Origin of the sequence: Corynebacterium belfantii, assembly GCF_041898185.1 — a bacterium.
GTDB classification, from domain to species: Bacteria; Actinomycetota; Actinomycetes; order Mycobacteriales; family Mycobacteriaceae; genus Corynebacterium; species Corynebacterium belfantii.
The window spans coordinates 2,059,097-2,085,593 of the sequence record NZ_CP157823.1 but is presented as its reverse complement, the minus strand read 5'-3'; the positions used below and the strand labels follow the sequence as shown (position 1 = coordinate 2,085,593).

Annotated in this window: 23 protein-coding genes, 2 tRNA genes and 4 pseudogenes; 15 read left to right on the top strand and 14 right to left on the bottom strand. The window is 54.6% G+C overall.

Annotated features, from left to right (window positions below; genetic code table 11):
- Window positions 1-58: 58 nt before the first annotated feature.
- Window positions 59-679, top strand: coding sequence for a DsbA family protein (locus tag ABMV07_RS10385; RefSeq protein ID WP_088266979.1), 621 nt, complete (start codon window positions 59-61; stop codon window positions 677-679).
- A 31-nt stretch (window positions 680-710) separates the two neighbouring features.
- Window positions 711-1,184: a ribose-5-phosphate isomerase gene (locus ABMV07_RS10380; RefSeq protein WP_374064587.1), complete on the top strand. Its 474-nt coding sequence runs from the start codon at window positions 711-713 to the stop codon at window positions 1,182-1,184.
- A 75-nt stretch (window positions 1,185-1,259) separates the two neighbouring features.
- On the opposite strand, the gene ABMV07_RS10375 is transcribed toward ABMV07_RS10380, so the two are convergent.
- Together ABMV07_RS10375 and ABMV07_RS10370 are read right to left on the bottom strand one after the other, a co-directional pair.
- On the bottom strand, window positions 1,260-2,042 hold the full coding sequence (locus ABMV07_RS10375; protein ID WP_088266981.1) for a hypothetical protein: 783 nt from the start codon (window positions 2,040-2,042) through the stop codon (window positions 1,260-1,262).
- Between the two features lie 146 nt (window positions 2,043-2,188).
- Window positions 2,189-2,425: a helix-turn-helix transcriptional regulator gene (locus tag ABMV07_RS10370; protein WP_088266982.1), complete on the bottom strand. Its 237-nt coding sequence runs from the start codon at window positions 2,423-2,425 to the stop codon at window positions 2,189-2,191.
- A 278-nt stretch (window positions 2,426-2,703) separates the two neighbouring features.
- On the opposite strand from ABMV07_RS10370, the gene ABMV07_RS10365 reads away from it, so the two are divergent.
- The 7 genes from ABMV07_RS10365 to clpX all read left to right on the top strand — a co-directional run bounded on the left by ABMV07_RS10365 (window position 2,704) and on the right by clpX (window position 10,098).
- Window positions 2,704-2,778 (top strand) — tRNA-Gly (locus ABMV07_RS10365).
- A 346-nt stretch (window positions 2,779-3,124) separates the two neighbouring features.
- Window positions 3,125-3,198, top strand: a tRNA-Pro gene (locus ABMV07_RS10360).
- A gap of 83 nt (window positions 3,199-3,281) precedes the next feature.
- Window positions 3,282-4,628, top strand: coding sequence for a trigger factor (gene tig, locus ABMV07_RS10355; RefSeq protein ID WP_159461324.1), 1,347 nt, complete (start codon window positions 3,282-3,284; stop codon window positions 4,626-4,628).
- Window positions 4,629-4,793: 165 nt separating this feature from the next.
- Window positions 4,794-5,393 (top strand): ATP-dependent Clp protease proteolytic subunit, encoded by a 600-nt coding sequence (locus ABMV07_RS10350; protein ID WP_003852476.1) that lies wholly within the window; start codon window positions 4,794-4,796, stop codon window positions 5,391-5,393.
- 17 nt (window positions 5,394-5,410) lie between these two features.
- Window positions 5,411-6,040: an ATP-dependent Clp protease proteolytic subunit gene (locus tag ABMV07_RS10345; RefSeq protein ID WP_088266984.1), complete on the top strand. Its 630-nt coding sequence runs from the start codon at window positions 5,411-5,413 to the stop codon at window positions 6,038-6,040.
- 93 nt (window positions 6,041-6,133) lie between these two features.
- Window positions 6,134-8,659 (top strand): aminodeoxychorismate synthase component I, encoded by a 2,526-nt coding sequence (gene pabB / locus ABMV07_RS10340; RefSeq protein WP_374064586.1) that lies wholly within the window; start codon window positions 6,134-6,136, stop codon window positions 8,657-8,659.
- Between the two features lie 146 nt (window positions 8,660-8,805).
- Window positions 8,806-10,098, top strand: coding sequence for an ATP-dependent Clp protease ATP-binding subunit ClpX (gene clpX, locus ABMV07_RS10335; protein WP_088266986.1), 1,293 nt, complete (start codon window positions 8,806-8,808; stop codon window positions 10,096-10,098).
- Between the two features lie 37 nt (window positions 10,099-10,135).
- Here the strand turns inward: clpX and ABMV07_RS10330 are convergent, their stop codons facing one another.
- The gene (locus tag ABMV07_RS10330) at window positions 10,136-10,888 is read right to left on the bottom strand and encodes a TetR/AcrR family transcriptional regulator (RefSeq protein WP_088266987.1); all 753 of its coding nucleotides are present in this window, start codon (window positions 10,886-10,888) and stop codon (window positions 10,136-10,138) included.
- A 514-nt stretch (window positions 10,889-11,402) separates the two neighbouring features.
- Between ABMV07_RS10330 and ABMV07_RS10325 the strand changes: the two genes are divergently transcribed.
- The 4 genes from ABMV07_RS10325 to ABMV07_RS10310 all read left to right on the top strand — a co-directional run bounded on the left by ABMV07_RS10325 (window position 11,403) and on the right by ABMV07_RS10310 (window position 17,089).
- On the top strand, window positions 11,403-12,383 hold the full coding sequence (locus tag ABMV07_RS10325) for a malate dehydrogenase (protein WP_196977820.1): 981 nt from the start codon (window positions 11,403-11,405) through the stop codon (window positions 12,381-12,383).
- Between the two features lie 94 nt (window positions 12,384-12,477).
- A complete protein-coding gene (locus ABMV07_RS10320; RefSeq protein ID WP_374064585.1) occupies window positions 12,478-15,186 on the top strand; it encodes a valine--tRNA ligase in 2,709 nt (902 codons plus the stop codon).
- Entirely contained in the window at window positions 15,183-16,679 is a 1,497-nt protein-coding gene (gene folC, locus ABMV07_RS10315) for a bifunctional tetrahydrofolate synthase/dihydrofolate synthase (protein ID WP_374064584.1), read from the top strand. Before ABMV07_RS10320 ends, folC begins: the two co-directional genes overlap by 4 nt.
- Window positions 16,676-17,089, top strand: a complete 414-nt coding sequence (locus tag ABMV07_RS10310) for a DUF4233 domain-containing protein (RefSeq protein WP_088266991.1) — start codon at window positions 16,676-16,678, stop codon at window positions 17,087-17,089. Before folC ends, ABMV07_RS10310 begins: the two co-directional genes overlap by 4 nt.
- Before the next feature lie 577 nt (window positions 17,090-17,666).
- Here the strand turns inward: ABMV07_RS10310 and ABMV07_RS10305 are convergent.
- From ABMV07_RS10305 to ABMV07_RS10275, 7 genes and pseudogenes are all read right to left on the bottom strand, one after another.
- Window positions 17,667-17,900 carry a hypothetical protein gene (locus ABMV07_RS10305; protein ID WP_244660297.1) on the bottom strand — a complete coding sequence of 78 codons (234 nt, stop codon included), beginning with the start codon at window positions 17,898-17,900 and terminating at the stop codon, window positions 17,667-17,669.
- A 162-nt stretch (window positions 17,901-18,062) separates the two neighbouring features.
- Window positions 18,063-18,365 (bottom strand): annotated as a pseudogene (locus tag ABMV07_RS10300) (transposase); the annotation flags it as partial.
- A gap of 37 nt (window positions 18,366-18,402) precedes the next feature.
- Window positions 18,403-19,752 (bottom strand): IS256-like element IS1132 family transposase, encoded by a 1,350-nt coding sequence (locus tag ABMV07_RS10295; protein ID WP_374063848.1) that lies wholly within the window; start codon window positions 19,750-19,752, stop codon window positions 18,403-18,405.
- Window positions 19,753-19,810: 58 nt separating this feature from the next.
- Window positions 19,811-20,163: pseudogene (locus tag ABMV07_RS10290) on the bottom strand (DDE-type integrase/transposase/recombinase); the annotation flags it as partial.
- Window positions 20,164-20,303: 140 nt separating this feature from the next.
- Window positions 20,304-21,544: pseudogene (locus ABMV07_RS10285) on the bottom strand (IS256 family transposase).
- 231 nt (window positions 21,545-21,775) lie between these two features.
- Window positions 21,776-21,974, bottom strand: a pseudogene (locus ABMV07_RS10280) (IS3 family transposase); the annotation flags it as partial.
- Between the two features lie 84 nt (window positions 21,975-22,058).
- Entirely contained in the window at window positions 22,059-22,193 is a 135-nt protein-coding gene (locus ABMV07_RS10275) for a hypothetical protein (RefSeq protein WP_374065039.1), read from the bottom strand.
- A 12-nt stretch (window positions 22,194-22,205) separates the two neighbouring features.
- On the opposite strand from ABMV07_RS10275, the gene ABMV07_RS10270 reads away from it, so the two are divergent.
- Window positions 22,206-22,817: a recombinase family protein gene (locus tag ABMV07_RS10270; protein WP_374065022.1), complete on the top strand. Its 612-nt coding sequence runs from the start codon at window positions 22,206-22,208 to the stop codon at window positions 22,815-22,817.
- Window positions 22,818-22,871: 54 nt separating this feature from the next.
- On the opposite strand, the gene ABMV07_RS10265 is transcribed toward ABMV07_RS10270, so the two are convergent.
- From ABMV07_RS10265 to ABMV07_RS10250, 4 genes are all read right to left on the bottom strand, one after another.
- Window positions 22,872-24,029 carry an MFS transporter gene (locus tag ABMV07_RS10265; RefSeq protein WP_088267375.1) on the bottom strand — a complete coding sequence of 386 codons (1,158 nt, stop codon included), beginning with the start codon at window positions 24,027-24,029 and terminating at the stop codon, window positions 22,872-22,874.
- Between the two features lie 129 nt (window positions 24,030-24,158).
- Window positions 24,159-24,368 carry a thioesterase, FlK family gene (locus tag ABMV07_RS10260; RefSeq protein WP_374064583.1) on the bottom strand — a complete coding sequence of 70 codons (210 nt, stop codon included), beginning with the start codon at window positions 24,366-24,368 and terminating at the stop codon, window positions 24,159-24,161.
- Entirely contained in the window at window positions 24,368-24,955 is a 588-nt protein-coding gene (locus ABMV07_RS10255; RefSeq protein ID WP_229254877.1) for an acyl-CoA dehydrogenase family protein, read from the bottom strand. Before ABMV07_RS10255 ends, ABMV07_RS10260 begins: the two co-directional genes overlap by 1 nt.
- A gap of 472 nt (window positions 24,956-25,427) precedes the next feature.
- On the bottom strand, window positions 25,428-25,841 hold the full coding sequence (locus tag ABMV07_RS10250) for a histone-like nucleoid-structuring protein Lsr2 (RefSeq protein WP_374064582.1): 414 nt from the start codon (window positions 25,839-25,841) through the stop codon (window positions 25,428-25,430).
- A gap of 208 nt (window positions 25,842-26,049) precedes the next feature.
- Here ABMV07_RS10250 and ndk point away from each other — a divergent pair, with 208 nt between their 5' ends.
- Window positions 26,050-26,460 (top strand): nucleoside-diphosphate kinase, encoded by a 411-nt coding sequence (gene ndk, locus ABMV07_RS10245; protein ID WP_014307184.1) that lies wholly within the window; start codon window positions 26,050-26,052, stop codon window positions 26,458-26,460.
- Window positions 26,461-26,497 lie beyond the last annotated feature (37 nt).

Below are 26,497 nucleotides of genomic sequence, written 5' to 3'. Positions count from 1 at the left end.
CCTTGGGGGTCAAAGCGTTGATAAGAAAAAGAAACCCACGAGCGCGAAGGAGATACGCATGGCTAGCAACGTGACGTTCTGGTTCGATGTATCCTGCCCATTTTGCTGGATCACATCACGATGGATCAAGGAAGTAGAAAAAGTCCGCGACATATCCGTCATCTGGGTGCCCATGAGCCTATCCGTGCTTAACGACGGCCGCGACGAACTCCCGCAAGACTACAAAGACAAAATGAAAGCCAACTGGGGGCCAGCCCGCGTATTTGCAGCCGTAGCCACCGAACAGCCCGATCGTGTCGACGCCCTCTACACCGCCATGGGCACCCGCATACATAACCAAGGCGAAGGCGGCAAACAAGGCTACGGAGCCTACGACGCCATCATTGCCGAGGCACTCGAAGACGTCGGCCTGCCCGCCTCCTACGCAGCAGTCGCCAACACCGACACCTGGGATAACGCCCTCGCCGCTTTCCACGCCACCGCCATGGACGCAGTAGGAAACGACGTTGGAACCCCGGTAGTCAAACTCGGCGACACCGCATTTTTCGGCCCCGTACTCACCCGAATCCCGCGTGGCGAAGAAGCAGGAATGCTTTTCGACGCATCCTTCCAGCTGGCGGCCTATCCGCACTTCTTCGAGATCAAACGCTCCCGAACCGAAAGTCCCCAGTTCGACTAAAACTCAACCGCTATCGACTACACTTCCAAATATGCGCGTATACCTAGGAGCGGACCACGCAGGGTTCGATATGAAAAACATTATTGCCGATCACCTCAAAGCCAAAGGCCACGAGGTGATCGACTGCGGAGCTCACACATACGATGCTCTCGACGATTACCCCGCCTACTGCATCGAAGCAGCAAGCCGCGTAGTAAACGACCCAGGCTCATTGGGCATCGTTCTCGGCGGATCCGGCAACGGCGAGCAAATTGCTGCTAACAAGGTCAAAGACGCTCGCTGCGCACTCGCATGGTCAGTAGAAACTGCCCGCCTCGCGCGCGAACACAACAACGCACAGCTGATCGGCCTCGGCGGACGCATGCACTCCGAAGAAGAATCACTAGCAATTGTCGACGCCTTCCTCGACCAAGAGTGGAGCAAAGAAGAACGCCACCAGCGTCGCATCGACATCCTCAGCGAATACGAGCGCACCGGAATCGCACCTGTTATTCCAGAATCCTAAAACCCGCTGAGACTTTGAAGGGGTGTGCCGGCCAACTGGCCGGCACACCCCTTCAAGCATGTCAAAGACTATGAGCTAGAAATCGAAATCAAAACCATCGAATCCATCAAAACCCCCGAAACCATCACCAGCATCGCCCATATCTCCGAAGTCACCTGCAGCATCTACATCACCCGCGCCTTCCGCAGCTGCAAGGCCGTCTTGGAAGCCGTCTCCATAACCGGACTCAAAAGCATGCGCGCTATAGCCCACACCAGACATGCCGTTAAAGAGGGAAGAGAACAACAATACCGAGCCGGCAGTCCACATACCCGAACGCAACGCACCAGCCCACCATGGCTCGGAATACCAACCAGCAGGAACCGGACGGCCGGCAACCATACCGCCTGGGTAGTAGTTAGGCGTTTGTGCAGTAGCAGTAGGGGAGGCGGTCACACTGTGACCCTCGTGCTCAATGGTGCGCTGTTCCGTCACCTTGCCGGCGGCACGCTGGCCTTCCAGCGGAGGCAACTCAGGGCCAGCAGGAAGCCCCATGATCTCACGGGCAGCATTTACATAGTGCAACCCCTCCAAAGCCGATTCACGTGCCAACTCCGCCTGACGCACCGACTGAGCCTGACTGATCTGCGAGGACGCCGCATTGAAACGCTCCGATGCATCCGCCATTGCCTGAGTAGACGCAGAATCCGTGCCGCTGAGCGAAAGAACCTGGGAACCCAGACGATCAATCCACCGCCGTGCCTCGGTAATAGCATCATCTAACTGAACGGCCTGCTGCTTTTGGCTCGAACCACCGGATTTAGAAACCACAACAACAAGGCCACCGACAACGATGGCAACCAAAAGCAAAGCGATCATGATCGAATTCCTTATACCTATTGAGCAACTGACCGCAGCCGCATACATAAGCGGCCGCGCTGTTAACTATGTAAACGGTGCAGAACGCAGAAAGTTCCCCACGCGCATCACCTAGGGAGTCCGCGTGGGGAACTTTATTGCATTATCTACTCGGAGGATTTCTCTTGTTGAGCGGCACTCTTAGCTTTCCGGTCCTCGACCCACTCTTTGACGTGGTCGGAATCCCATAGCGTCAAACCATGGAATTTAGTGACGGGCTCTGGTGCGCGCCCGCGTCCGGCGTAGCTTGTGAACGTACCTCGGGCGGTGCCGGAGAAGGCAGCGCATTCGACAGCTGTCCACAGCTCTCGACCTGTGTCAGAATCAATGATCTTCGGGTGCATGGGGTTATATAATATCCAACTAATTATTTCTGGTCTAAAAGTGCTGGTAGGACGGCCTGTTCAAACTTTTGTCATACCTAACGGGGTTGAAAATTTAGGGGTGGACTTGACTTCCGGTGCAAACGATATGCTCGTAATGTTGATTCACCTGAAATTTTTGGGGAGTCGAGGTTGGTGGGCATGCTTGAGTAGGTCGGGTGGGGCGGTGGTAAAACTGCCGATTTTGAAATTCCATACCCCTGTGCGCTAAGGTTGTTTGCACAGCAGTTAATGCCTGTGGGAATGTCGTATAGTGGCTAATACCTCAGCCTTCCAAGCTGAAGACGCGGGTTCGATTCCCGTCATTCCCTCCACTACCGGCGCTTCTAGTTGAGATTTCATTCTTAGCTAGAAGCGCCGGTTTTTTGTTTCTCCTCCTCGAACTCAAGAATTCGAAAACCGCAGGACGTGAAAATCTCGCCCAAATGCCGACCTTGGATTTTTGGGGACTTGAGTTCGAGGAGGAGAAATGGTTCGTGAAAAGAGAGCGATTAAGCGGTTGTTCATGCTTTCACGGTGCAGTGTACATTCTTGAACGGTTTAAAACCCCTTAAAAGTCTGCTTGAGCTGGCGATTTTCTTTTTTCCGGTGGGTTATGTAAAGTTTCTCCTCGGACATCGAAGAGCCCACAAGGTTCTGAAGGTTCAACAGGAAAGAAAACGGGACGTGGCGCAGTTTGGTAGCGCACCTGCTTTGGGAGCAGGGGGTCGCAGGTTCAAATCCTGTCGTCCCGACAAAAATCCCTCCACTTGAATATAGGTGGAGGGATTTTTCTAATTCAACTATCCCCTATAAAAAACGACCAGGAGAGTTACTCGTGAAGAGTTCCGTCGAAAAGCTGAGCGAGACCCGCGTTAAGCTCAATGTAGAGGTTCCTTTCGAGGAGCTAAAGCCAGAGATCGACCAGGCTTACAAGGCTTTGGCTCAGCAGATCACCATCCCTGGCTTCCGTCGCGGTAAGGCCCCACGCCAGCTTATCGACGCCCGCATCGGTCGCGGCGCAGTCCTCGAGCAGGTCATTAACGATATGTTGCCTACCCGCTACCAGCAGGTTGTGGAAGAAAACGAGCTTGTCGTTCTCGGCCAGCCACACATTGACATCACCAAGCTGGAAGACAACGAGGTTGTCGAGTTCACCGCTGAGGTTGATGTTCGCCCAGAGATCACCGTTCCTGATTTCTCCGCTTTCGCGGTTGAGGTTCCTGCTCTTAAGTCTGATGACGAGGCAATCGATGCGGAGATTGATAAATTGCGCGAGCGTTTCGGTGAGCTGAAGGACACCAAGCGCAAGCTGAAGACCAACGACTTCGCCATCATAGATATCGAGGCTGCTATCGATGGCGAGAAGTTGGAAGAGGCTACCACTGAGGGTATGTCCTACCAGGTTGGCGCTGGCGACCTTATCGATGGTCTGGACACCGCACTGCGTGGTCTTAAGGCCGGTGAGTCCGCTGAGTTCATCACCACCTTGAAGGCTGGCGAGCACGAGGGGAAGGAAGCTGCTGTTACCGTTACTGTTCAGCAGACCAAGGAGCGCAAGCTTCCTGAGCTCGACGAAGAGTTCGTTCAGACCGCTTCTGAGTTCGACACCGTCGAAGAGCTGCGCGAGTCCGTCGCAGAGCAGGTTGCTGAGCAGGCAAAGGCTGAGCAGGCTACCGCAATCCGCGACGAAGTTCTTAAGGCTGCCCTCGCAGAGGCAACCTTCGAGCTGCCAGAAGGTGTTGTCGAGGATCAGATCCACGGACAGTTGCACCAGCTCCTCAACCAGGTTGGCGGCGACGAGGCTACCCTCAACGCTGCACTCGAGGCTCAGGGTACTTCCCGCGAGCAGTTCGATGTTGACAATCGCAAGAACTCCGAGGAAGCTGTTCGCACCCAGCTGTTCTTGGACGCTTTGGCAGAGCAGGAGCAGCCAGAGGTCTCTCAGAAGGAGCTGACCGACCACATTCTGTTCACTGCTCAGTCCTACGGTATGGACCCTAACCAGTTCATCACCCAGCTGCAGCAGTCCGGTCAGATCGGCAACCTGTTCTCCGACGTTCGCCGCGGCAAGGCACTGGCAGCAGCTATCTGCCGTGTTTCCGTGAAGGACGACGAGGGAAACGCTGTTGACCCAAGCGAGTACTTCGGTGAGGAAGAAGAGTCCGCAGAGGATTCTGAGTAATTTCTTCATCGTGAAAGGCCCAGCTTCGGCTGGGTCTTTTGCGTACACTGCAGGGCTTCGACGCTGAGAGCGAACAGAGAAGCTATGTGGAACAAACGGCAGGTACCCTAGGGTTGCATTTGTTATAAAGATCGTGAGTAAGTCTAATGAAAAAGGAGCACGGGAATGACTGACCAGATTCGCATGGCGCAGGCAAGTGCAGGAATGAATTTGAGCGATTCGGTGTATGAGCGCCTGTTGCGTGAGCGCATTATTTTCCTAGGCACCCAAGTGGATGACGAGATCGCTAATAAGCTGTGTGCACAGATCTTGCTGCTCTCGGCAGAAGATCCTACGCGCGATATCTCGCTGTACATTAACTCCCCAGGTGGCTCCGTTACCGCAGGTATGGCTATTTACGACACGATGAAGTACTCGCCGTGCGATATTGCTACTTATGGCATGGGCTTGGCTGCGTCGATGGGTCAGTTCTTGCTTTCTGGCGGTACCAAGGGCAAGCGATTCGCGTTGCCGCACGCTCGCATTATGATGCACCAGCCGTCGGCAGGCGTGGGTGGCACCGCAGCTGACATTGCTATTCAGGCTGAGCAGTTCGCGCAGACGAAGCGTGAGATGGCTGAACTTATAGCCGAGCACACCGGTCAGTCGTTTGAGCAGATCACTAAGGATTCTGACCGTGACCGCTGGTTTACTGCACAGCAGGCAAAGGAATACGGAATCGTCGACCACGTTATTGAGTCCGCGCAGGGCCCGCTTTCTAACTAGGCAGGAGTAACACCGATATGAATAACAACGGAATGCAGATGCCACAGGCTCGCTACGTACTGCCATCGTTTATTGAGCAGTCCGCGTATGGCACCAAAGAAACAAACCCTTATGCCAAGTTGTTCGAGGAGCGCATTATCTTCCTCGGAACCCAGGTGGATGACACCTCGGCAAACGACATCATGGCGCAGTTGTTGGTGCTCGAGGGCCTCGACCCTGACCGCGACATCACCATGTACATCAACTCCCCAGGAGGCTCCTTTACCTCGTTGATGGCAATTTACGACACCATGCAGTACGTGCGTCCCGACGTCCGCACTGTCTGCCTTGGCCAAGCAGCATCCGCAGCGGCCGTGCTGCTTGCCGCAGGCGCACCAGGTAAGCGCGCCTGCTTGCCTAACTCCCGTGTGCTGATTCACCAGCCAGCAACCCAAGGCACCCAAGGGCAGGTTTCCGATCTGGAGATCCAGGCAAAGGAAATCGAGCGCATGCGTACCTTGATGGAGCAAACGCTGGCACGCCACACTGGTCGCAGCGCTGAGCAGGTGCGTATCGACACCGACCGTGACAAGATCCTCACCGCTGAGGAAGCTGTTGAATACGGAATCGTGGACCAAGTCTTCGATTACCGCAAGCTCAACAGCTAACGGCTAAGTTTTTATCCCCAGACCCCGCAGGAACCCCCTGCGTGTCTGGGGATTTTTGCGTCGATAGGGTGGCACAAGGAACAATCGGGGGTTATGCAACGCGCGCATATTTTGGTGGTGGATAACTTCGATTCCTTCACCTACAACATCGTCGACTACCTCCACCGCTGCGGGGCCCGCCCCCACGTGGTCACCAACAACGCATCCCCAGAGGACATTGATCTAAACCGCTACCACGGAATAGTCATCTCACCAGGTCCAGGGCATCCCAGCGTGGCAGAAGACGTCGGCATAAGCGCGTGGGTATTACAAACTGCACAGTGCCCAGTGCTGGGTGTGTGCCTAGGCATGCAGCTGATGGTTACAAGCGAAGGAGGCCGAGTCGATCGTGCGCCGGAGGCTGTCCACGGACGCGTAGATACCTTAAATATTGTTGCCGCCGATGAGCTTTTTGCTGGTCTACCTTGGACGTTTTCGATCGTCCGCTATCATTCGCTCGCCGCGATCACAGTACCACCCAGCATGGAAGTCACATCCTCTAACCCCGAGGGGGTTGTGATGTCGATACGTCATCGCAGCCGCCCATGGTGGGGAGTGCAGTTTCATCCGGAATCGATCGCTGGCGATTTCGGTGTGGAAATCATTGACCGCTTCGTTGACCTGTGCACACCGCAGTATCGCACCGATGAAGTGGAGCTTTGCTGTAGTCCCGTGGAGATCTTCCATGCGTTGGGTGGCAGGGGGGCACTGCTGGAATTTGAAGGCACGGCTATCATTGCTCTTCCGAGTGGGCGGGTAGCGCACCACATCGAAGAGCTGGAAGTTTCCGGCATTTCGATGGCCCCAGAGACATGGGCGCCGCCGGGCTGGTACGGCTACATTGGCTACGAGGCTAACGACGCCACCTTTGGCACTGCGGTCCATGCGCCAAAGCCGGCGGAAGTTCCCACGACTGCCATGATGTTTTGCACGGAAGTTATCGCTATCCGTGGAGATCGTGCCCAAATTACCGCGCCGAGTTCGCGCTGGGGCCGGTTACGGGATGCAGTCCTGGCGGCGTCGAAAAACACGCCTACAGTGCCGAGCTTCGACCCGACTGTTATCGGGCGCTTGCACGTACGCGACTCCCGAGAACGCTACATGGCTACGATCGAGCGAATCCAAGAAGCGATCCGAGCTGGCGAAACATATGAAGTCTGCCTGACCACCGAACTATTCGCCGAAGTGCACGGTGAGATCCATCCGGCGGCAATGTATCAAGCGCTGAGCACCGCAGTACCTGCGCCTATGCGTTCGCTGGTTGTCACCGATGATGTAGCAGTCATTTCTGCGTCACCAGAACGATTTATCGCCATGAACGAACGCATGGTGGCGTCCTCACCGATCAAAGGAACCAGAAAACGCAGCGCCGACCACGAAGAAGACCGCGCCTTGGCCGACGATCTGCGCACTAACCCCAAAGACCGCGCCGAAAACCTCATGATCGTCGACCTTGTGCGCAACGACCTCGCCCGCGTCTGCGAATCCGGCAGCGTCCGCGTGCCAGAACTATGCGCAGTGCACAGCTTTACCACCGTGCACCAGCTGATATCTACCGTCGAGGGGCAACTTCGTCCCACCAGCACGCCTATCGACGTCTTACGCGCCACCTTCCCAGGCGGTTCCATGACTGGGGCGCCCAAACACCGCACCATGCACCTCATCACCGAGCTCGAAGGCAAACAACGCGGAGTTTACTCCGGATGCATTGGTTATATCGGCGACGATCTCCGCACCGATCTTGCTATGGTCATCCGCTCCGTCGTGCTCACACCCACCACCTTGAGCTATGGGGTAGGAGGCGCCATCATCGCGCTTTCAGACCCCGCCGAAGAATGGGCAGAAATCACCACAAAATCTCGGGTGCTTCTCGACCTACTCGGGCAAGATTTCCCACAATCGCTCATCATCGATTCCTTCCTGGTCAACGACGGGAAAACCCGCGGACTCAACCTGCACCTCGACCGCTTCCGCACCGCCTGCCTAGAACACGGCTATGCCCACCACGAGCAGCTCGACGCCTTTTTGGCAGAGGCACTCAGAAGCATCCCCGTTACAGGGCAGTGGTTCCCGCGCCTTGAAGCCACACCCACCGAACTACGTATTGCGCTTCGGCCCGCCCCTCAGCTACGCGGCACCACAACGCTGACCTCGGTGGCGGCAGTACGCCCCACCCCGAAGTACAAAGGCCTCGACCTCGACTACCTCGCCGAACTGCGGGGCAGTACCACTACTGACGACGCCCTCCTGGTCACCCCAGCCGGTGTGATTGCCGAAACCACCACAGCCGCCATCATCGCCTGGGACGGCACCAAGTGGATGAACATGGCCCCAGCCCGATTGGAATCTGTGACCGAATCCCTGCTGCTACAAAGCGCTCGCGCCCAAGGCGAGATGGTGGTTACTGCAGCCTTGACAGTGCCCGAGGCACAGAAACTCAACCTGTGGGCGGTGAACTCCCTCCACGGCGTGACCCCCGTGACGCACATTGATGGGGTAGCACTTCCCAACAATCCCCAGCGCAGTGGGCTGCTACGCGGATGGTTGTCACAATCTGAGGAGAATATTGCCCAAGTATGACAGTCGGGCGCCCACTTAGTTTGACGTACCCAGTAGAGTATTGAGGAGTTTGGTAATGAAGGAAACTGCAATTACCATCGAACTTCCTCTTTACGGGAATGCCGTAGAGAACGCACCCCTTAAGAATTGAGAGATTCCTACCTCTTATGACACGTATGCAAGAAAGCGCTGATCTCCTCAAATGTTCTTTCTGTGGGAAGAGCCAAAAACAGGTGAAGAAGCTCATCGCCGGTGGCGGCGTGTACATCTGCGATGAATGCATCGAGCTGTGCAATGAGATCATCGAAGAGGAGCTCAACTCGTCGGCAGCAGAATCCAAAGACAATGGTGACCGCCTGCCTCGACCTTCAGAGATTTCCGCCTTCTTGGACAAGTACGTGATCGGTCAAGATGATGCCAAGCGCATCCTCTCGGTGGCTGTTTACAACCATTACAAGCGGGTGCGTGCTGAGGAATCACGCACAATGCACAAGCGTGCCTCGGAAGAAGAAACCGAACTCCAAAAGTCCAATATTCTCATGCTAGGGCCCACCGGATCCGGTAAGACCTACCTCGCCCAAACTCTTGCACGGCTTCTCGACGTCCCCTTCGCGATCGCCGATGCCACCTCACTGACCGAAGCCGGTTACGTGGGCGAAGACGTAGAAAACATTTTGCTCAAACTCCTGCAGGCAGCAGACTTTGATGTTCAGCGCGCCCAGCGTGGCATCATCTACGTCGACGAGGTAGATAAGATTTCCCGTAAATCGGATAACCCATCGATTACTCGCGATGTGTCCGGCGAAGGTGTCCAGCAAGCACTACTGAAAATCCTCGAAGGTACCGTGGCCTCCATCCCCCCACAGGGTGGGCGTAAGCACCCCAACCAGGACTTTATTCAGCTTGATACTTCCAACATCTTGTTCATTGTGGCCGGTGCATTTGCAGGTCTAGAAAAAGTGATCGAAGAACGTCGCGGCAAAAAGGGTATTGGCTTCGGCGCTGAGTTGACCACAAAAGCAGACACCGATGCAGTCGATGTGTTCCGCGATGTTCTACCCGAAGACTTGGTCAAATTCGGGTTGATCCCAGAATTTATTGGTCGTCTTCCCATCGTGGCTACCGTCAACAACTTGGACCAAGCTTCCCTTGTTAAAGTGCTGACCGAACCACGAAACTCACTGGTCAAGCAATATCAACGACTATTTGATATGGATCGCGTAGATCTAGAATTTGATCCCAAGGCACTGCAAGCCATCGCCGATCTGGCCATCGACCGCGGTACGGGTGCGCGTGGACTTCGCGCGATCATGGAAGAACTCCTCGTGCCAGTGATGTATGACATCCCTGACCGTGATGATGTCGCAGTGGTGCGTATCAACGAGGCCGCAGTTCGAGGCCTGCAGGAACCCGAAATGATTTTGCACAGCCAGAAAGACGAAGAGGAGAAAACAGCGTAACGCTATCTTCTCCTCAACAGGGGGGAAAGAATTTTTTTTAAGAGAAGGGGTCGGCTGCTACTTCATAGGAGCCCTCCTCATCCACGTGTTCAGTGACAGTGCTGAGCAACGGGCGGCTGAGGTAGCTATCTTCATCAGCGCTCTTTAAATTAGACGTCAAAAACGCCAGCACCGTATCGACTGCCATACGACGCATACCGTCGGTGTTGTCATCATTCATCATGTCAATGCCGTAGAGGTTCAGCGTGGTCGATCGAGAATTGATACGGAACACTGCGATCGATGCAATTAGGGTAAAAACATCCAGTGCGGAAATACCTGGGCGGAATGCGCCGGCATCTTGGCCGAGCATCAGCAGACGATCGAGCTGCAGCGTAATAGCTGATTGGTCAGACAGTGGGCTAGCCTCTGCCACCTTGTCGTAGTGGTGTAGGTTTTCCATCTGTAGCATCCGTACAGCTTCTGGGTGCTGGACGTAGCGGTGGAATACTGCCTCGACGATGGTGCGTACACCCTCGACGGGCACAGCGCTGGCCAGATACATTTCCTCGGCGGTAGGGCGCAGGCGTCGTACTGCTTCTTCCAAGCAGCAGATGTACAGGCCTCGTTTGTCGCCGAAGTGGTAGTGGATCATGCGCTTAGACATGCCCGATTTTTTAGCAATTGCTTCTAGTTTGGCGTCCGAGAATCCGAGCTCAGAAAATAGGGAGAGTGCGATGTCAAGGACGGTGTCGGTGGAGACTTCCGTTGGGTCGTTAGCGACTGAGTCATGGGGCGAAGATTCGTTCACGTTCTGCTCCTTGTGCGACCTGGGGATGAGGCAGATGAACGTTGATCTGTCTCTTAAAAATTCTTTTCTCTGCTTCACTACAAAAGTCCGTGCTTTTGTTGTGTAAAAAAGCAACGAACCTCACTGGTTAAGATAGCCGAAAGTGGTTCCTTGTAGGAGATACGCGACCATGGGGGTGAATTCTGTGGATAATTCGGGGGTATTAAGGAGTCGATTCCTAGGTCGGATGTACGGGTTGGGCTGTTTCGTGTGGGTTCGGGGGTGGTTCAAAAGATAGGTGGACAAGTTGGGGCTGGCGGGCAATTGTGTTGATTTATGTGAGTTCTACTTCACATGTGATGAAAAACTTAGGAGATGTGGGCAAGATTTTCTAAAATCGGGCAAGCAAAAATGGGCAGCACAGGTTACTCTGGGTGGTGTTGTTTGACGCAGTTCACAACAAACGAATGCTTGATGTTGTTGTCATGTACGTTGTCGCTGCGATCGCGAGACTGAAATAAGGAGAGGATTCGAGATGACCGAATCAGTAAAGAAGATTGCCGTAACCGGTGCTGCTGGCCAGATCGCCTACTCACTGTTGTGGCGCATTGCTAACGGTGACGTTTACGGCAAGAACACTCCAGTTGAATTGCAGCTGCTGGAAATCCCGCAGGCAATCGGTGGCGCAGAAGGTGTTGCCATGGAGCTTCTTGACTCGGCCTTCCCACTGCTCAAGAACATTGTGGTCACCGACAAAGCAGAAGTTGCTTTCGACGGCACCAATGCAGCCTTCCTCGTCGGCGCGAAGCCACGTGGCAAGGGCGAAGAGCGTGCAGATCTACTGACTGCTAACGGCAAGATCTTCGGACCACAGGGCAAGGCGCTCAACGACAACGCTGCTGATGACATCCGCGTGCTCGTCGTGGGCAACCCTGCTAACACCAATGCTTTGATTGCACAGCACGCTGCCAAGGACATCCCAGCAGATCGCTTCAACGCCATGATGCGTCTAGACCACAACCGTGGTATCGCTCAACTGTCTGAGAAGCTCGGCCGCGACAAGAACGACATTGAAAAGTTCGTCGTATGGGGCAACCACTCTGCAGGCCAGTTCCCTGACATCACCCACGCAACCATTGGTGGCGAGGCAATCTCCGGCTTGGTTGATCACGATTGGTACACCGGCGAGTTCATTCCACGTGTTGCTAAGCGTGGCGCTGAGATCATTGAGGTTCGCGGCAAGTCGTCGGCAGCGTCGGCAGCATCCTCTGCAATCGACCACATGCACGACTGGATCAACGGCACCGACGGCCAGTGGCGCACCGCTGCCATCCCATCCGATGGTTCCTACGGTGTTCCAGAGGGCTTGATCTTCGGCTTCCCAACCATCTCCGAGGGTGGACAGTGGAAGATTGTTCAGGATCTTGAGCTCAGCGACTTCCAGAAGGACGGCATCGCACGCAACGTCACCGAGCTGGAAGAGGAGCGCGAGGCAGTCAAGGATCTGCTCGGCTAGTCTTTTCCGCACTGTTGTACAACGAGAGTCCACCGCACGCATTGTGGTGGACTCTCGTTCAGCTTCACAGCAAAAGACAGTTAAGATAGTCCCCATGACTAATCGCGCTGACAAACTCCCAAAGTCTTGGGACCCACAGGCAGTTGAAAAAGACCTCTATGAGGGCTGGGCAGAAAAGGGATACTTTACGGCGGATCCTGCGAGCTCCAAGCCGGCGTTTTCCATTGTTTTGCCTCCTCCAAATGTGACGGGTCAGCTGCACATGGGGCACGCGTTGGATCACACGCTTATGGACGGCATCGCGCGTCGTAAGCGCATGCAAGGCTATGAGGTCTTGTGGCTTCCTGGTATGGACCACGCTGGTATTGCGACCCAGACCAAGGTGGAAGCAATGCTCAAGGAAACCGAAGGCAAGTCCCGCTGGGATTACAGCCGTGAGGAGTTTATTGAGCACGTCTGGGAATGGAAGCGTAAGTTCGGCGGCACCATTGGCACCCAGATGCGCGCTATTGGCGACTCCGTTGACTGGTCACGCGAGCGTTTTACCCTCGACGAGGGCCTGTCGCGTGCGGTCCAGACCATCTTCAAGCAGATGTATGACCGCGGCATGATTTATCAGGCTAATCGACTTGTTAACTGGTCGCCGATCCTAGAAACCGCCGTCTCCGACATCGAGGTCGTGTACAAGGACGTCGAGGGCGAGTTGGTTTCTATCCGCTACGGTTCGCTTAACGACGACAAGCCGCACGTAATTGTGGCTACCACTCGTGTAGAGACAATGCTTGGCGACGTAGCCGTGGCCGTCCACCCAGACGATGAGCGCTACGCCGATCTGGTTGGCACCACGTTGCCACACCCATTCCTGCCGGATCGTCAGATGATCGTTGTTGCAGACGACTACGTGGATCCAGAGTTTGGCACCGGTGCCGTTAAGATCACCCCAGCACATGACCCTAACGACTACGCTTTGGGCCTGCGCCACCACCTAGACATGCCGAACATTATGGATGCTACTGGCCACATCGCTGGCACCGGCACCCAGTTCGATGGCATGGATCGCTTTGAAGCACGCGTGAAGATTCGCGAGGCACTCGCTGAGCAGGGACGCATTGCCAAGGAAGTTCGTCCTTACGTTCACTCCGTCGGCCACTCGGAGCGCTCTGGTGAGCCCATTGAGCCTCGCCTGTCCTTGCAGTGGTGGGTCAAAGTAGAAAAGCTGGCATCTATGGCTGGCGACGCCATCCGTGAACGCGACACCGTTATCCACCCAACTTCTTCTGAGCCACGCTACTTTGACTGGGTCGACGACATGCACGATTGGTGCATTTCTCGTCAGCTGTGGTGGGGCCACCGTATTCCTATCTGGTACGGCCCAGAAGACGCTGAGGGCAACCGCGACATCGTGTGCATCGGCTCAGATGAGCAGCCACCAGCAGGCTATGAGCAAGACCCAGACGTGTTGGACACCTGGTTTAGCTCGGCGCTGTGGCCATTCTCCACCATGGGCTGGCCAGATAAGACCCCTGAGCTGGATAAGTTCTACCCAACCTCCGTGTTGGTGACCGCCTACGACATCCTGTTCTTCTGGGTTGCCCGCATGATGATGTTTGGCACCCTTGCAGGTGAAACCACCCCAGAGATCGTGGGGCAGGGTACCGACGGCCGCCCACAGATCCCATTTAACGACTTGTTCCTCCACGGCCTTGTGCGTGACGAGCAGGGTCGCAAGATGAGTAAGTCTTTGGGCAACGGCATTGATCCTATGGATTGGGTGGAGCGTTTTGGTGCTGATGCCTTGCGCTTTACGCTGGCCCGTGGCGCAAACCCAGGTGTTGACCTGCCAGTGGGCGAGGACTCTGCACAGAGCTCTCGTAATTTTGCTACCAAGTTGTTTAACGCCACCAAGTTCGCGTTGATGAACGGTGCAGAGGTGGGTACGCTGCCAGAGCGCAGCGAGCTGACTGACGCAGACCGTTGGATTCTTGACCGCCTTGAAGAAGTCCGCGTTTCTGTTGACGACTACTTTGATCGTTACCAGTTTGCCAAGGGCAATGAAGCGTTGTACCAGTTCGCATGGGGTGAGTTCTGCGACTGGTACTTGGAGATCGCCAAGGTTCAGATCCCACGCGATATGGAGGCAGCGTCTGCACAAGAGCAGGCTCGTGGCCGCAACACCCAGATCGTGTTGGGGCAGGTGCTCGATGCGTTGCTGCGCATGCTGCACCCAGCAATGCCATTTGTCACCGAAGTGCTCTGGAAGGCGTTGACTGATGGTGAGTCCCTCAACGTTGCCGAGTGGCCTACCGCTGCAATGACCAACGGTGGCGTTGCTACCGATGAGGTGGCAGCTCGCCGCATGGCAGATGTGGAAAAGCTGGTCACTGAGATTCGTCGTTTCCGCTCCGACCAGGGTGTTAAGCCTTCTCAAAAGGTTCCAGGTGTTGTGGACTTTGCTGCTGCTGATCTGGCAGCACAAGAAGATCTCGTGCGCTCTCTTGCTCGATTGGATCAGCCTGCGGAGGACTTCGCGGCGTCGGCAAGCATTGAGGTGCGTCTGAGCCAAGCCACCATCGAGATTTCCGTGGACACCTCGGGAACCGTCGATAAGGAAGCGGAGCGTAAGCGCCTAGATAAGGATCTCGCCGCAGCGACCAAGGAGCTCGAAACCACCGCGAAGAAGCTCGGCAACGAGTCCTTCTTGGCTAAAGCCCCAGAGGCTGTGGTGGCCAAGATTCGCGAGCGTCAGCAAATCGCCCAAGAAGAAGTGGCACGTATCAGTGCACGTCTTGAGGAGCTGAAGTGAAAGACGAGGATCTCCACCTAGGAGAAGTCTCTCTCAACGAGACGGGCCTTTCGTTGCCTATCGACGTCAACGCGGACACTGAAGCGCCCGCCCCTCGCGAGATCACGGCCGATGACCTCATGGATTTGGCCACCGTCGAAGCGGAGCTGGATCAGCGCTGGTCCGAGGTCAAAATTGACCCCACGCTCGAGCGTGTAGAGATGTTGATGGATCTGCTGGGTCATCCAGAACATGCGTTTCCGGCTATTCACGTAGCCGGAACCAACGGCAAAACGTCGACGGTACGCATGATCGAATCCCTCATGCGTGCCTTCCATCGCCGTACCGGCCGCACCACCAGCCCGCACCTTCAGCTGGTCACCGAACGCATTGCTATCGACGGCCAGCCGATCCACCCACGTGACTACGTGCGAACCTGGAACGAGATCAAACCCTATGTGGAGATGGTCGACGCTCACTCTGAGGCCAATGATGGCCCCAAGATGAGCAAGTTCGAGGTGCTCACGGCCATGGCCTATGCCGCATTTGCGGATGCCCCTGTCGATGTTGCAGTGGTGGAAGTGGGCATGGGGGGTCGCTGGGATGCCACCAATGTGATCAATTCTGATGTTGCTGTGGTTATGCCTGTGGACCTCGATCACACTGATTTTCTTGGAGATACCATCGAGAAAATCGCTGCTGAAAAAGCTGGCATCATCAAGTCGCGTTGGGATGCCTCCGACCTGCTGACCCCGCCGGATAACGTCGCGATCGTTGCGGAGCAAGATCCCGCGGCGATGAACATGATCCTTGAACAAGCCGTGAGCGTGGATGCTTCTGTTGCCCGCGCCGGGGTGGAATTTGGTGTGACGGATGTTGCTATCGCGGTTGGTGGTCAACAGATCAGCATTCGTGGCCTTGGAGGGGAATATCCGGACATCTTCTTGCCACTTTCTGGTGAGCACCAAGCTCGCAACGCAGCGACCGCATTGGCTGCTGTGGAGGCCTTCTTCGGTGCGGGTGCTGGCCGCCAGCTAGACCTTGATACGGTTCGCGAAGGTTTTGCTACCGTGCAGTCCCCAGGCCGACTTGAACGCGTGCGTACAGCCCCGACTGTCTTTATCGACGCAGCTCACAACCCCCACGGTGCTGCGGCACTGGGTAAGGCCCTAGAGCGCGACTTCGATTTCTCACGCCTGATCGGTGTCGTAGCAGTGCTTGGCGATAAGGATTACGTGGGCGTGTTGCGTGACCTGGAACCTCATCTATCCGAGATCGTGGTGACCACCAACTCCTCGCCACGCGCTCTTGCTGCCGACGACCTCGCCGAGGAAGCACGCAACGTCTTTGGCGAAGAACGCGTCCATGTGACATATTCGCTGCCGTCGGCGGTCGAACTGGCAGTGGAACTCGCCGAGGACACTGAAGTGCAATCCGGTTCCGGTGTAATCGTCACCGGATCTGTGGTGACTGCTGGCGAGGCCCGAACCCTGTTTGGAAAGGACCCCGCATGAGTGATGAGCAATATGGCCCACTAGGTCCAGGACATGCGCCGGTGAAAGATCCGATGAAAGGACTGCGTGGGGTCATGGCTGGAACGATGATGATGGAGGCCATCTCCTTTTATCTCGTTCTCACCGTGATCCTACGCGTAGACAACGGCGCATATTGGACCACTCCGAACTGGGTCTATGTCACCGTGGTGTCCACGGTTATGTTGCTGCTGTCTTTCCTACAAGGAAAGAAGTGGGCACTGGGAGCCGATATTGGCATTCAGGTGTTTGCTCTGGCGGGATTTTTCGTCCACGTTTCCATGGGCATCATGGCCATCGTGTATATCGCGGTGTGGTGGTACTTGCTTTACCTGCGTAAAAACCTGCTTGAACGCATGAAGCGCGGGTTGCTTACCACCCAGCATTTGTAGTTAGTTCACCGGCTGTACGAACACGGAATAGTCCTTGTCGTGCAGCTGGAAAGAACCCAGCACGGTAAAACCTAGATGTTGGTGTAATCCCATGGAACGTTTATTGGAATGTTCTACAAAAGAAGCAATATGTGTTGCTTCTATCGAGTGGGTGTGCTCGCGGACGGCACTTAATAAGTGCGCGGGCTACGTCGCTTCCTTGGGCGGGGTGTCCCTATGTTTTTGTCAAGTGTTAAGTTGCCACAGGTGAGTACAGGTATGGGGGCAGTCGTTTAGGCGCGCCTAGTAGCCGGCCAGCGTGTACTGGTCGGCTTTGTCTTTTGTTGTTATGCGGCGACTGGGCGTGGTGGGATTTCTCGGAAGAACTCTTTGTTTTTCGGCATTGCGTAGATGACGTTGCATCGGCGTCGTGCTAGGCAGATGACCGCGTATGCAGCCAGGTGGCCGGAGCTGTCGAAGTCGTAAGCCGTTACCGATCGCTAGTAAGGATCTGTGTTGCGGTCTTGATGCCGACTCCGGGTATGCTCTATCCACGACCTCACAAAGAGGGAAATCGTCAAGCATCTCTTCGACTTGTTCAGCAATGGTGCCCACGTTGCGCTTTGAGTGCTTTAATGTTTGCAGCTAGTTGGGGAATGACGAGCTCGGCGGCATCGCTTCCTGGTACGGTGACTGTTTGCGCTTTTAGTGCTGCAAAAATCTCGTCTACCAGCGGGGTAGGGTCTTTTCGTGTGTGCTTGATCATCCAGTTCAGCACCCGATGGTATCCGGCTCGTTTCAGCCCTTGTGGCCCTTTGTAGTGGATCAGCATGTCCAGGATTGGGGTGCGCGTTAGGGTGCTGCCAGCAAGAACTCGTTCCAGGCTGGGGTAGATCTGGGTAAGGATGCTGCGTAGTCGGTTGACGGTGCGGGTGCAATCGCGGGCGATGTCGGACGGGCGTGACCCCTGAAAAGTAGACAGGGTGAGTGGCAGTTATGCTGCCTTGGTCAGTGTAATAGATTGGGCTTCAAAGACATCGGGCGATATCTGTCCGCACCAAGAGTGCCGGCGCTGTGTGTTGTATCTGATGCACCACCGAAATACCTCCTGCCGGCATTGCAGCGGATTGGCGAAGACTTTCCTATTACGCAGGACTTCTGTTTTCATCGTGGAATTAAATGACTCTGCTAACGCATTATCTGCACTGGTACCGATAGCACCCATGGACTGGATTACGCCAAGTTCCTGGCATCGTGTGCTAAACGCTGCTGATGTGTACACGCTGCCATGATCTGAAGAGAGTGTCCGATTGTTTGTGTGCGGGGGGCTTGGTTTACAAGTAGTCCGCGAATCGGTCGGGGTAAGCCACGGCTAGTTGGTTGATGGCTTGTTTCCACCCGGTGGCTTTCGCTCCTTCAATATAGCCGTTGCATTCGATGGCGCGCTTCGCTTTCTTCGCTCGCTGGGCAGCGCGCTTGTCCTCGATGTTGCAGATCATCAGCCACAGCGTTTTCAGCGCCGCGGTATCGTTCGGGAACTGGCCGCGGTTACGAGTAGCTTTACGCAGCTCAGCATTCAGCGATTCGATCGAATTCGTGGTGTAGAGTACCCGCCGTGCCGCAGGCGGGAACTGCAAAAATGGCACAAACCGGTCCCAGGCGTCGCGCCAGACTTTGACCGATTGCGGGTATTTACGGCCCAGTTCACTGGCCTCGAATGCGTCCAGGGCGGCGCGGGCGGTGTCCTCGGTCGGTGCGGTGTAGACCTCCCGTAGCGCACTTGATACGGGTTTGCGGTCTTGGTAGGACACCCACCTGTTGGCCGCCCGGATCAGGTGCACGATACAGGTCTGCACCATGGAATTCGGCCAGGTTGCCTCCACGGCTTCCGGCAGGCCTTTGAGCCCGTCGCAGCAGACGATGAACACGTCTTGGACCCCACGGTTGGCAAGGTCAGCGCACACGGATGCCCAAAAACTGGCGCCTTCATTGTCTGCGATCCACAATCCCAGGATGTGCTTGATGCCGTCCATGTCGACGCCTACCGCCATGTAGCAAGACTTGTTGACCACGCGGTGGCCATCGCGGATCTTCACTCGCAGCGCGTCGAGGAAGATCACTGGGTAGAACTCGTCGAGCTGGCGGTTTTGCCAGATCATGACCTCTTCTAACACCGCGTCGGTAATGGTGCTGATCGTATCTGGGCTCATATCCACCCCGAGGGTGGTGGCGAGGTGGTGGCAAATATCGCGCACGGTCATCCCACCGGCGTACAGGGAGATGATCATGTCATCAAGCTCCGTCAGACGGCGGGTGCCTTTAGGCAGCATCCGCGGCGTAAACGTGCCAGCTCGATCCCGGGGCATAGTCACATCAAAGGTGCCGTAACCAGAGTTGACGGTTTTGGTGTACGACCCGTTGCGGTGATTGCCACCATCCGGGGTGCCCAGCTGGGCTTTCGCCGTACGATCAGAGTGCGCGTATCCCAGATGCGCGTCCATTTCAGCCTGCAGACCAGCGTTGATCGATGCCTGCAAAAGACCTTTGACCAGGTCGCTGGCATCATCGGTGGAAGTCGACAACTCGCCGATCAGTTCGGCGATTTCCGGATTTTCCATCAGCTTAGCGCTGATCTCGTTGACCCTGTTCGGGTCATGACCTTTCCTCGGTGACACGGTAGTCATTATCAGTGAAACTCCTTCTGGATCAGAGCCTCACACACAAAACACCTGACACCCTCTGATCTGAATGAAAGATGGCACCATCAAGCCCACCACGGGCTGTATTGGTATGGTCTAGAGCCTCAATTACGAGGCTGCTTCGCATATGGTCTGCGATCGCAAAACCGGCAAGTTTGCGCGAGTACAGGTCAATAACCGTGGCCAGATACATAGTAGAGCTGTTCCTACAGGGCAAATAGGTAAAATATCACCGACATACACTTGGTTTGGTGCTTGCGCATGAAACCGTCGTTTCACTAGGTCCTCAAACACCGGAGTTGATGTGCTGCGCTGGGTAGTCACGCACCGGCGGCGTTTGCTAAATCCACGTAGTTTCATGTTTTTCATGATCCGGGCAACCTTTTTATGATTGACCCGCGCAAAGCGCTCATCGTCGTTGCGTGAAGCAGAGTCAAGTCCGGTGAAGTGGTGTATCTGTCCTTTCTGAATCGGTGGATCGGGGGACAGTGTCAGGGTCGGTGTTGGGGTCCGTCTCGGGGTTGATGTTGGTTCAATTAGGAGGCTGCCTCGATGGTGTCTGCGTCGTTGGCGCGGATGGTAGTGGTAGCTATCAGGCGTCGGGTGTGTTCCAAGCTTGCTAGTGACATATAGCGTTTCTGCTGAATCCAATCGTCATGCTGTTCAGTTAGTACGGCGCCGACGAGGCGGATGACTGCTGCGCGGTTGGGAAAGATTCCTACAACGTCGGTACGCCGCCTGATGTCACGGTTCAAACGCTCTGTTGGATTATTGGACCATACCTTCGTCCATACAGCTTTGGGCGTGGCTGTAAACGCGAGTATCTCATCTAATGATTCTTCCAGGTAGTCGGCTGCGTCGGGAAAACGCTCGGTGCAGAAATCTACGACCTAGCGGGCTTGGTCCCAGGTAGCTTGCGCGTCGGTTTGCTAGAAGATGGAGTGAAACATTCCCGATAGTGTTGTCCACTGGCGTTTTGACACTTTTGAGGACAGGTTCTTAGCAAAATGTGTCCGGCAACGTTGCCAGCTGGCTGTAGGTAGTACTTGACCAACAGCCAGCTTGGATTCCTAGGTGCGCATCGCTGGTGACGAGATAGACTTCGCCAAGACCACGGGCTTTGAGGTCTTGGAAGAATCCGGTCCATGATTCCACGGATTTTGATGTAGCAATCTGTATGCCCAGTAGTTCACGGTAGCCGTCTTTGTTAACGCCGGTAGCGATAAGCACACTGGTTTTAACGACTCGTCCGCCTTCGCGGACTTTCATTGTCAACGCGTCACAGGACAGGTAGTAATACGGCCTTGAATCCAGTGGGCGGGCTTTAAAATCAGCGACCATCTCGTCGAGTTCTTTGGCCATGTCAGACACTTGTGTTTTCGACAGATTGTTAATGCCCAGCGTGGCCACCAAATCATTCATGCGTCTAGTGGAGACCCCTTTTGAGATAACACGTGGCTATCACGGTAGTCAGGGCTCTTTCGGTCTGGGTGCGTCTTTCTAAGAGCTAGTCGGGAAAGAATGCGCCGTGACGTAGCTTCGGGATAGCAACGTCAATGCTTCCTACCCTGGTGTCTAAGGGACGGTGGCCATTGCGGGTATTAGTCCGTTGGGGAGATACCGTGGCGTAGTCAGTGCCGCACACACTATCTGCTTGAGTCGAGAGGATCTGGTTGATGAAGTTTGTGAGCATCTGGCGCATCAAGTCTGGGGAGGCCTGGGTGAGTAATTCTTCCAGATACGCGGTCGGGTCGATATGATGAGGGTTAGTGGTCATCGCGGTTACATTCCTTTCGAGGATAGGTAAGAGTTGATTCGAAAGGTACCCGCGGTGGTCGCCTTATTGTGCACCGGCACGAGGCTTACAACGGGTTACAGATACACCACACTAGCGGACGCAACCGTGAAGCAGTGATGCGTTGTGCGCCATACAGTTCGTCTTCTTCAGCAAAGACTGCGGCAATACGGGCTCTAAGTACACCGTCTGCGTAGATACGTGATGTGTGGCGGGCTTGTGTGGCTTTCCATGTATAAAACGATGAACGTGTGAGCTTTAAAACGGTGCACATCCGCTTGACCGAGTACTCGGTCTTGTGGTCCTCGACAAACTGGAAGCCGATCACCAGTGTGTCTCTTCGGCGAAATATTTCGCAGCCTTACGCACAATTATCTCGTTGTTCGCGCAGCTTTGCGTTTTCTTTTTCCAATGCACGTATACGTTTTGCGTCGGAGGTTGCTTCTGCTTGGGCTTTAGTCTCGATCATGTGGGTCCTCTTACCAGTGCCGAGTTCTTATCTTCCACTGGTGTCATGAAGCACGGTTGACCCCCCCAGTTCGGCGGCGGCAGCAGCCAGAGACAAGTTCTCATTGTTTTCATAGAGAGCAACGGCGTTACGCTTGAATTGCTCAGAATAGAACTTAGACATAGTAGGTAGAATATCTTTTCTCCTAGCCTGAACGGTCGAGAATCTAGATGTCTACCAAACAGAGGTCAGGTCCATCGGATTTTCACGGATGAGGTCAGTGGGGCGACGCGTGCCCGTCCAGGGCTAGAGGAGGCCTTACGTTATGTCCGTGAGGGTGATCAGTTGATTGTGACGTCGATGGATCGGTGCGCACGATCGCTATCTGACCTGTATGGCATTGTTGATGGCCTTGTCGGGCGTGGAGTGTCGGTGGTGTTTCTAAAAGAGGTGCAGACCTATTCGAAGGACTCATCGCCGGTGTCGCGGTTGATGCTGGGCCTGTTGGGTAGCGTTGCCGAGTTTGAGCGGGCGATTATCCGCGAGCGACAAGCTGAGGGGATTGCGCAGGCGAAGGCGCGTGGGGTGTATAAAGGGCGAGCTCCGGTTTTAGATGCCAGCCAGGTTGAACAGGACCGGCGGTGGGTTGCCGAGGGGGTCCCAAAAGCAGAGATTGCACGTCGCCTTGGGGTGAGGCGCAGTACTTTGTATCGGTATTTGAGCCCATGGATGGGTGTTAATGATAACGGTAGTCAGATAACCACCCCTGGCGGTCATCTAGGCACTGCCGAAAACATAAAAGCATAAATGGGATTCATCTCATACGCACCTAGAGCCACGGCTTTTCATACAACCACCTCTCTAAAGAGCATCATCTTTATCCGAGGATCTTTGAATACGGGCAGCGCCCCAAAGGGCAGCAAGACACAGTGCTGCGATAATAACTGATGCAGACTGAGCAGAGAACGCTTGCGCGCTCCAAGGGGTCACCGCTGCTGACAAGGAATACCCTACGCCGCCAGCCGCATAAAGAAAGGAAAAAGCAGCAGCCTTACGCTTGTCAGACACCGAATTCGAGACAATAACTTGTCTTAATACCATTGAAGGCGCTTGAACAACCCCTATTAGCGCTGCAATAGCAAGAAGAGAGAAATAGGAGGGGAGGCTTCCCACTATTCCCAATAAAGCAATCATGAAAAGGGTCGACACCATTGCAAACGTTTCCGGTCGTGACCATTTCTTCTTAATGCCAAACAACGTCGAAGCTAGAACACTTCCAAGAGCCAGTATGGCTAGAACGAAGCTTGTCTTCTCATCAGAACCAAACCACTGATGCAGTAAGCTAGGGACTAAGGTATCAAAGGCTGCAGTAACAGCCATAATGACACCAGACGCGACAATAGGAACAGCGATAGGACGGAAGTCTACTCTTCCTTCTTTCCCTGTCTGATGTCGATAGCTACTCGGAACCGCTACAGACAGCAAAAGACTAGATAGTAGCATTAACGAGGCTAAGGATAGGTAGGCAATAAAAGTGCTTAGATGATGGACCATCATCACACCTACAATTGGCCCCAATACCCAGCATGTTTGATTTATGACATTGTCAGTGGCAAGGATGCGTTGCGAGCTAGTACTAGATTGAGTAGCAGATGATCTAAGCACGCCAGGGATCGGTGAGGAAATGAACCCAAGAACCAAAATCGAAACAGCAGAAAATAACCACCAATCAGGTGCAAGCCATAGAATCACGCCCGCTGCAATCAGAAGTACAGCGCTTGCCCAGCATATCAACCGTAACTGACGATGAATCGCCCCCTGCGTTAATCGATGTGTGAGAAATACTGCGCCAGCAGCTTCTCCTGCGGCATAGCCACCGGAGATAAGACCTCCAGCTACATAACTTTTCCCGACGGCAGCAGTTCCAACCACTGCCACCATGGGGAGCGTAGTTACGACAAGGCGCGTTAGTACTGTCAATATCGACCATGCCAATTGATTATGTGTGGGATAACTCATCTAGGATTTTCTCCTTAACCACCTTTTTTCTTGTATGAATAGACTTCATCAAAAGCTGACTGTTGTGATACACGGAGCAATCAAACGAAAACGTTGCTCCATCTGAATCAAGCAGGGAGGCACTTGCCTTTAATCGAGCTCCCCTGCCGCACGCCCCACGTGCTTACACTCATGAGAAAACCCTACTGTAAAAATATCTACGCCAAGAGAATGTGAGAGCTCATCCATTGCCGCAATTTCACAAAGCCACACTAAAACTGGAGTCGATACAACCGGAAGGTCATTTCTCCAGTTGGTAGCTAAGTCTTTTTCCTCTACAGAGTATTCGATAGTCGACATCAGGCAGCCCCTTTCTTTATCTGGGTGAAGATATTCTTCTTTTGCATCTCTACTGTCCCTCCAGCGATTACTACGCCGTGGGCATCGGACAGCAGTTTTGTCACCTCACCAGTCTCATAACCAGTATGACCAAGAAGACGCAACAAGTCCTGCGACGATTCAAGGAGCGCTTCCGCCCCGATCATTTTCGCCATCGAACTTACCATTGACGATTGAGTGGATTCGTTTTGCATTTCATCCAGGGCATGTCGCGCGACCGCTTCAACACTGACAGCATTAGTTTCAGCGCGAACGATACGTTCTTGAACATATTGGTAGTTCTCAATTGGCTCACTAAAAGCAATGCGTTCCGTGGAAAAGGAAAGCATACGGTCTTTTATGTAGGTCAGAAACGGCACTGCAACAACCCCATACAATAAACGATCCAAGCAAATCGTGTCATAGATTATTTTCAGTCCGTCACCAATAGGATTGAGAATATTTCGCTCTGTTAAGCTATAGCCATTGAGGCTAAGTTTTCCCGTAGGGCTAGTCCTATTGCCAAATAAGTTTTCAGTCGAGTCCCGCTCTACTTCGTCTCTATTCAAATCCAGAACAAATACAGAGATGTCCTTCTTCGATGGAAGCCAATCTGAAGTGCCCCAGGTTTTGTTCCTAGGCCGGGATCCGATCCTCCGCGAGTCGGACCACGCGATGCTTCGCATCCTGACCAAATTTCTTGGGCATAGTTCTGATTTCCCATCTACTCAAGCGGAGCAAAACCTGAGGTGTTTCAAGTAGTGCTGGTGGGATGGGGCTTCCTACTAAGCGGGCACTACCGCAGGACGGTTAGCGGTAATGCGGTCACGACCGCTAGAGGGCATGACTGCGTACTGGGGTGTGGTTGGGACTGTGTCAAATGGGTCGTCGGTGGGTTATTTCAAGGTTCGTGATCGGTCTAGCATGTGGATCTAGGTGGTTTGTGATGGGTGTGGAGGTTGGTGGGGTTTCTCCCGCCTCACTGTGCTCGTCTGGCTGCCGCGTGAATCGAAGATTCACTTGCCTAAAAATGACCTTTTACTAGGCGCGGGCGTTGTAGGCATCGATGACCTTTTGGGGAAGTATGCCACGGTCAGCGATGTCGTATCCGTTGTCTTTGGCCCATTGACGGATGTGGCGAGTGTCCCAGTCGCGCGGGGTTGTTGCGGCGGGGCTGTTTAGGTGCGGGTCGGGTTGTGACCGTGTGATCGATGGATGCTGCAGCGATGTAGGCGGGGGGTCGACGGCCATCGGGCCAAACATGAGAATGTTGCTGGCTGTAAGGTCGCTATCGGCAACTACGCGTGCTACTCCAGCAGTGGGGTGGTCTGCTTGTGTGTTGCGGGGGCAGGGGGCGTAGAGGCAGGTTGCCACAATGGTATCGGGCTTATCGACGGCCACAATTGTGTCGAAATGCGGGCGTGCTAGGCGTTCGCCTAGGGATTGTCGCGTCATGGCGCCTTGGACAAAACCAGCTTTGGCGCGTTCTGCTGGGAAAGATCAGTGTTTTTGGCGCGACCTAAAATGTTGGCAATGCCATCGAGATCGGATTCGGTTGACTTCCTAAAAATATAGTCCATGTCAACAACTTAGACCCGTTGGGGGAGCCGGACAAGAAGTGTGATTATAAACGCCACGATTGCGTTGGCTACACTATCCAGTCATGACTGAACGTACCCTGATCTTGATCAAACCAGACGGTGTTGAGCGCGGCCTTATAGGCGAAATCATCGCCCGCATCGAACGCAAAGGCCTGAAATTCTCCGCTCTTGACCTGCGCGTTGCAGACCGCGAGACTGCTGAGAAGCACTATGCAGAGCACGCTGACAAGCCATTCTTCGGTGAGCTGGTGAACTTCATCACCTCCGCACCATTGATCGCTGGTGTTGTTGAAGGCCCACGCGCTATCGAGGCATGGCGCCAACTAGCTGGTGGCACCGACCCAGTTGCCAAGGCAACCCCAGGTACCATCCGCGGCGATTTCGCTCTCGAGGTTTCCACCAACGTGGTTCACGGTTCTGACTCCCCAGAGTCCGCCGAGCGTGAGATCTCCATCTGGTTCCCTAACCTGTAAAAACACTTACTTTGAGGGAGCATGCACACCCCCGTGC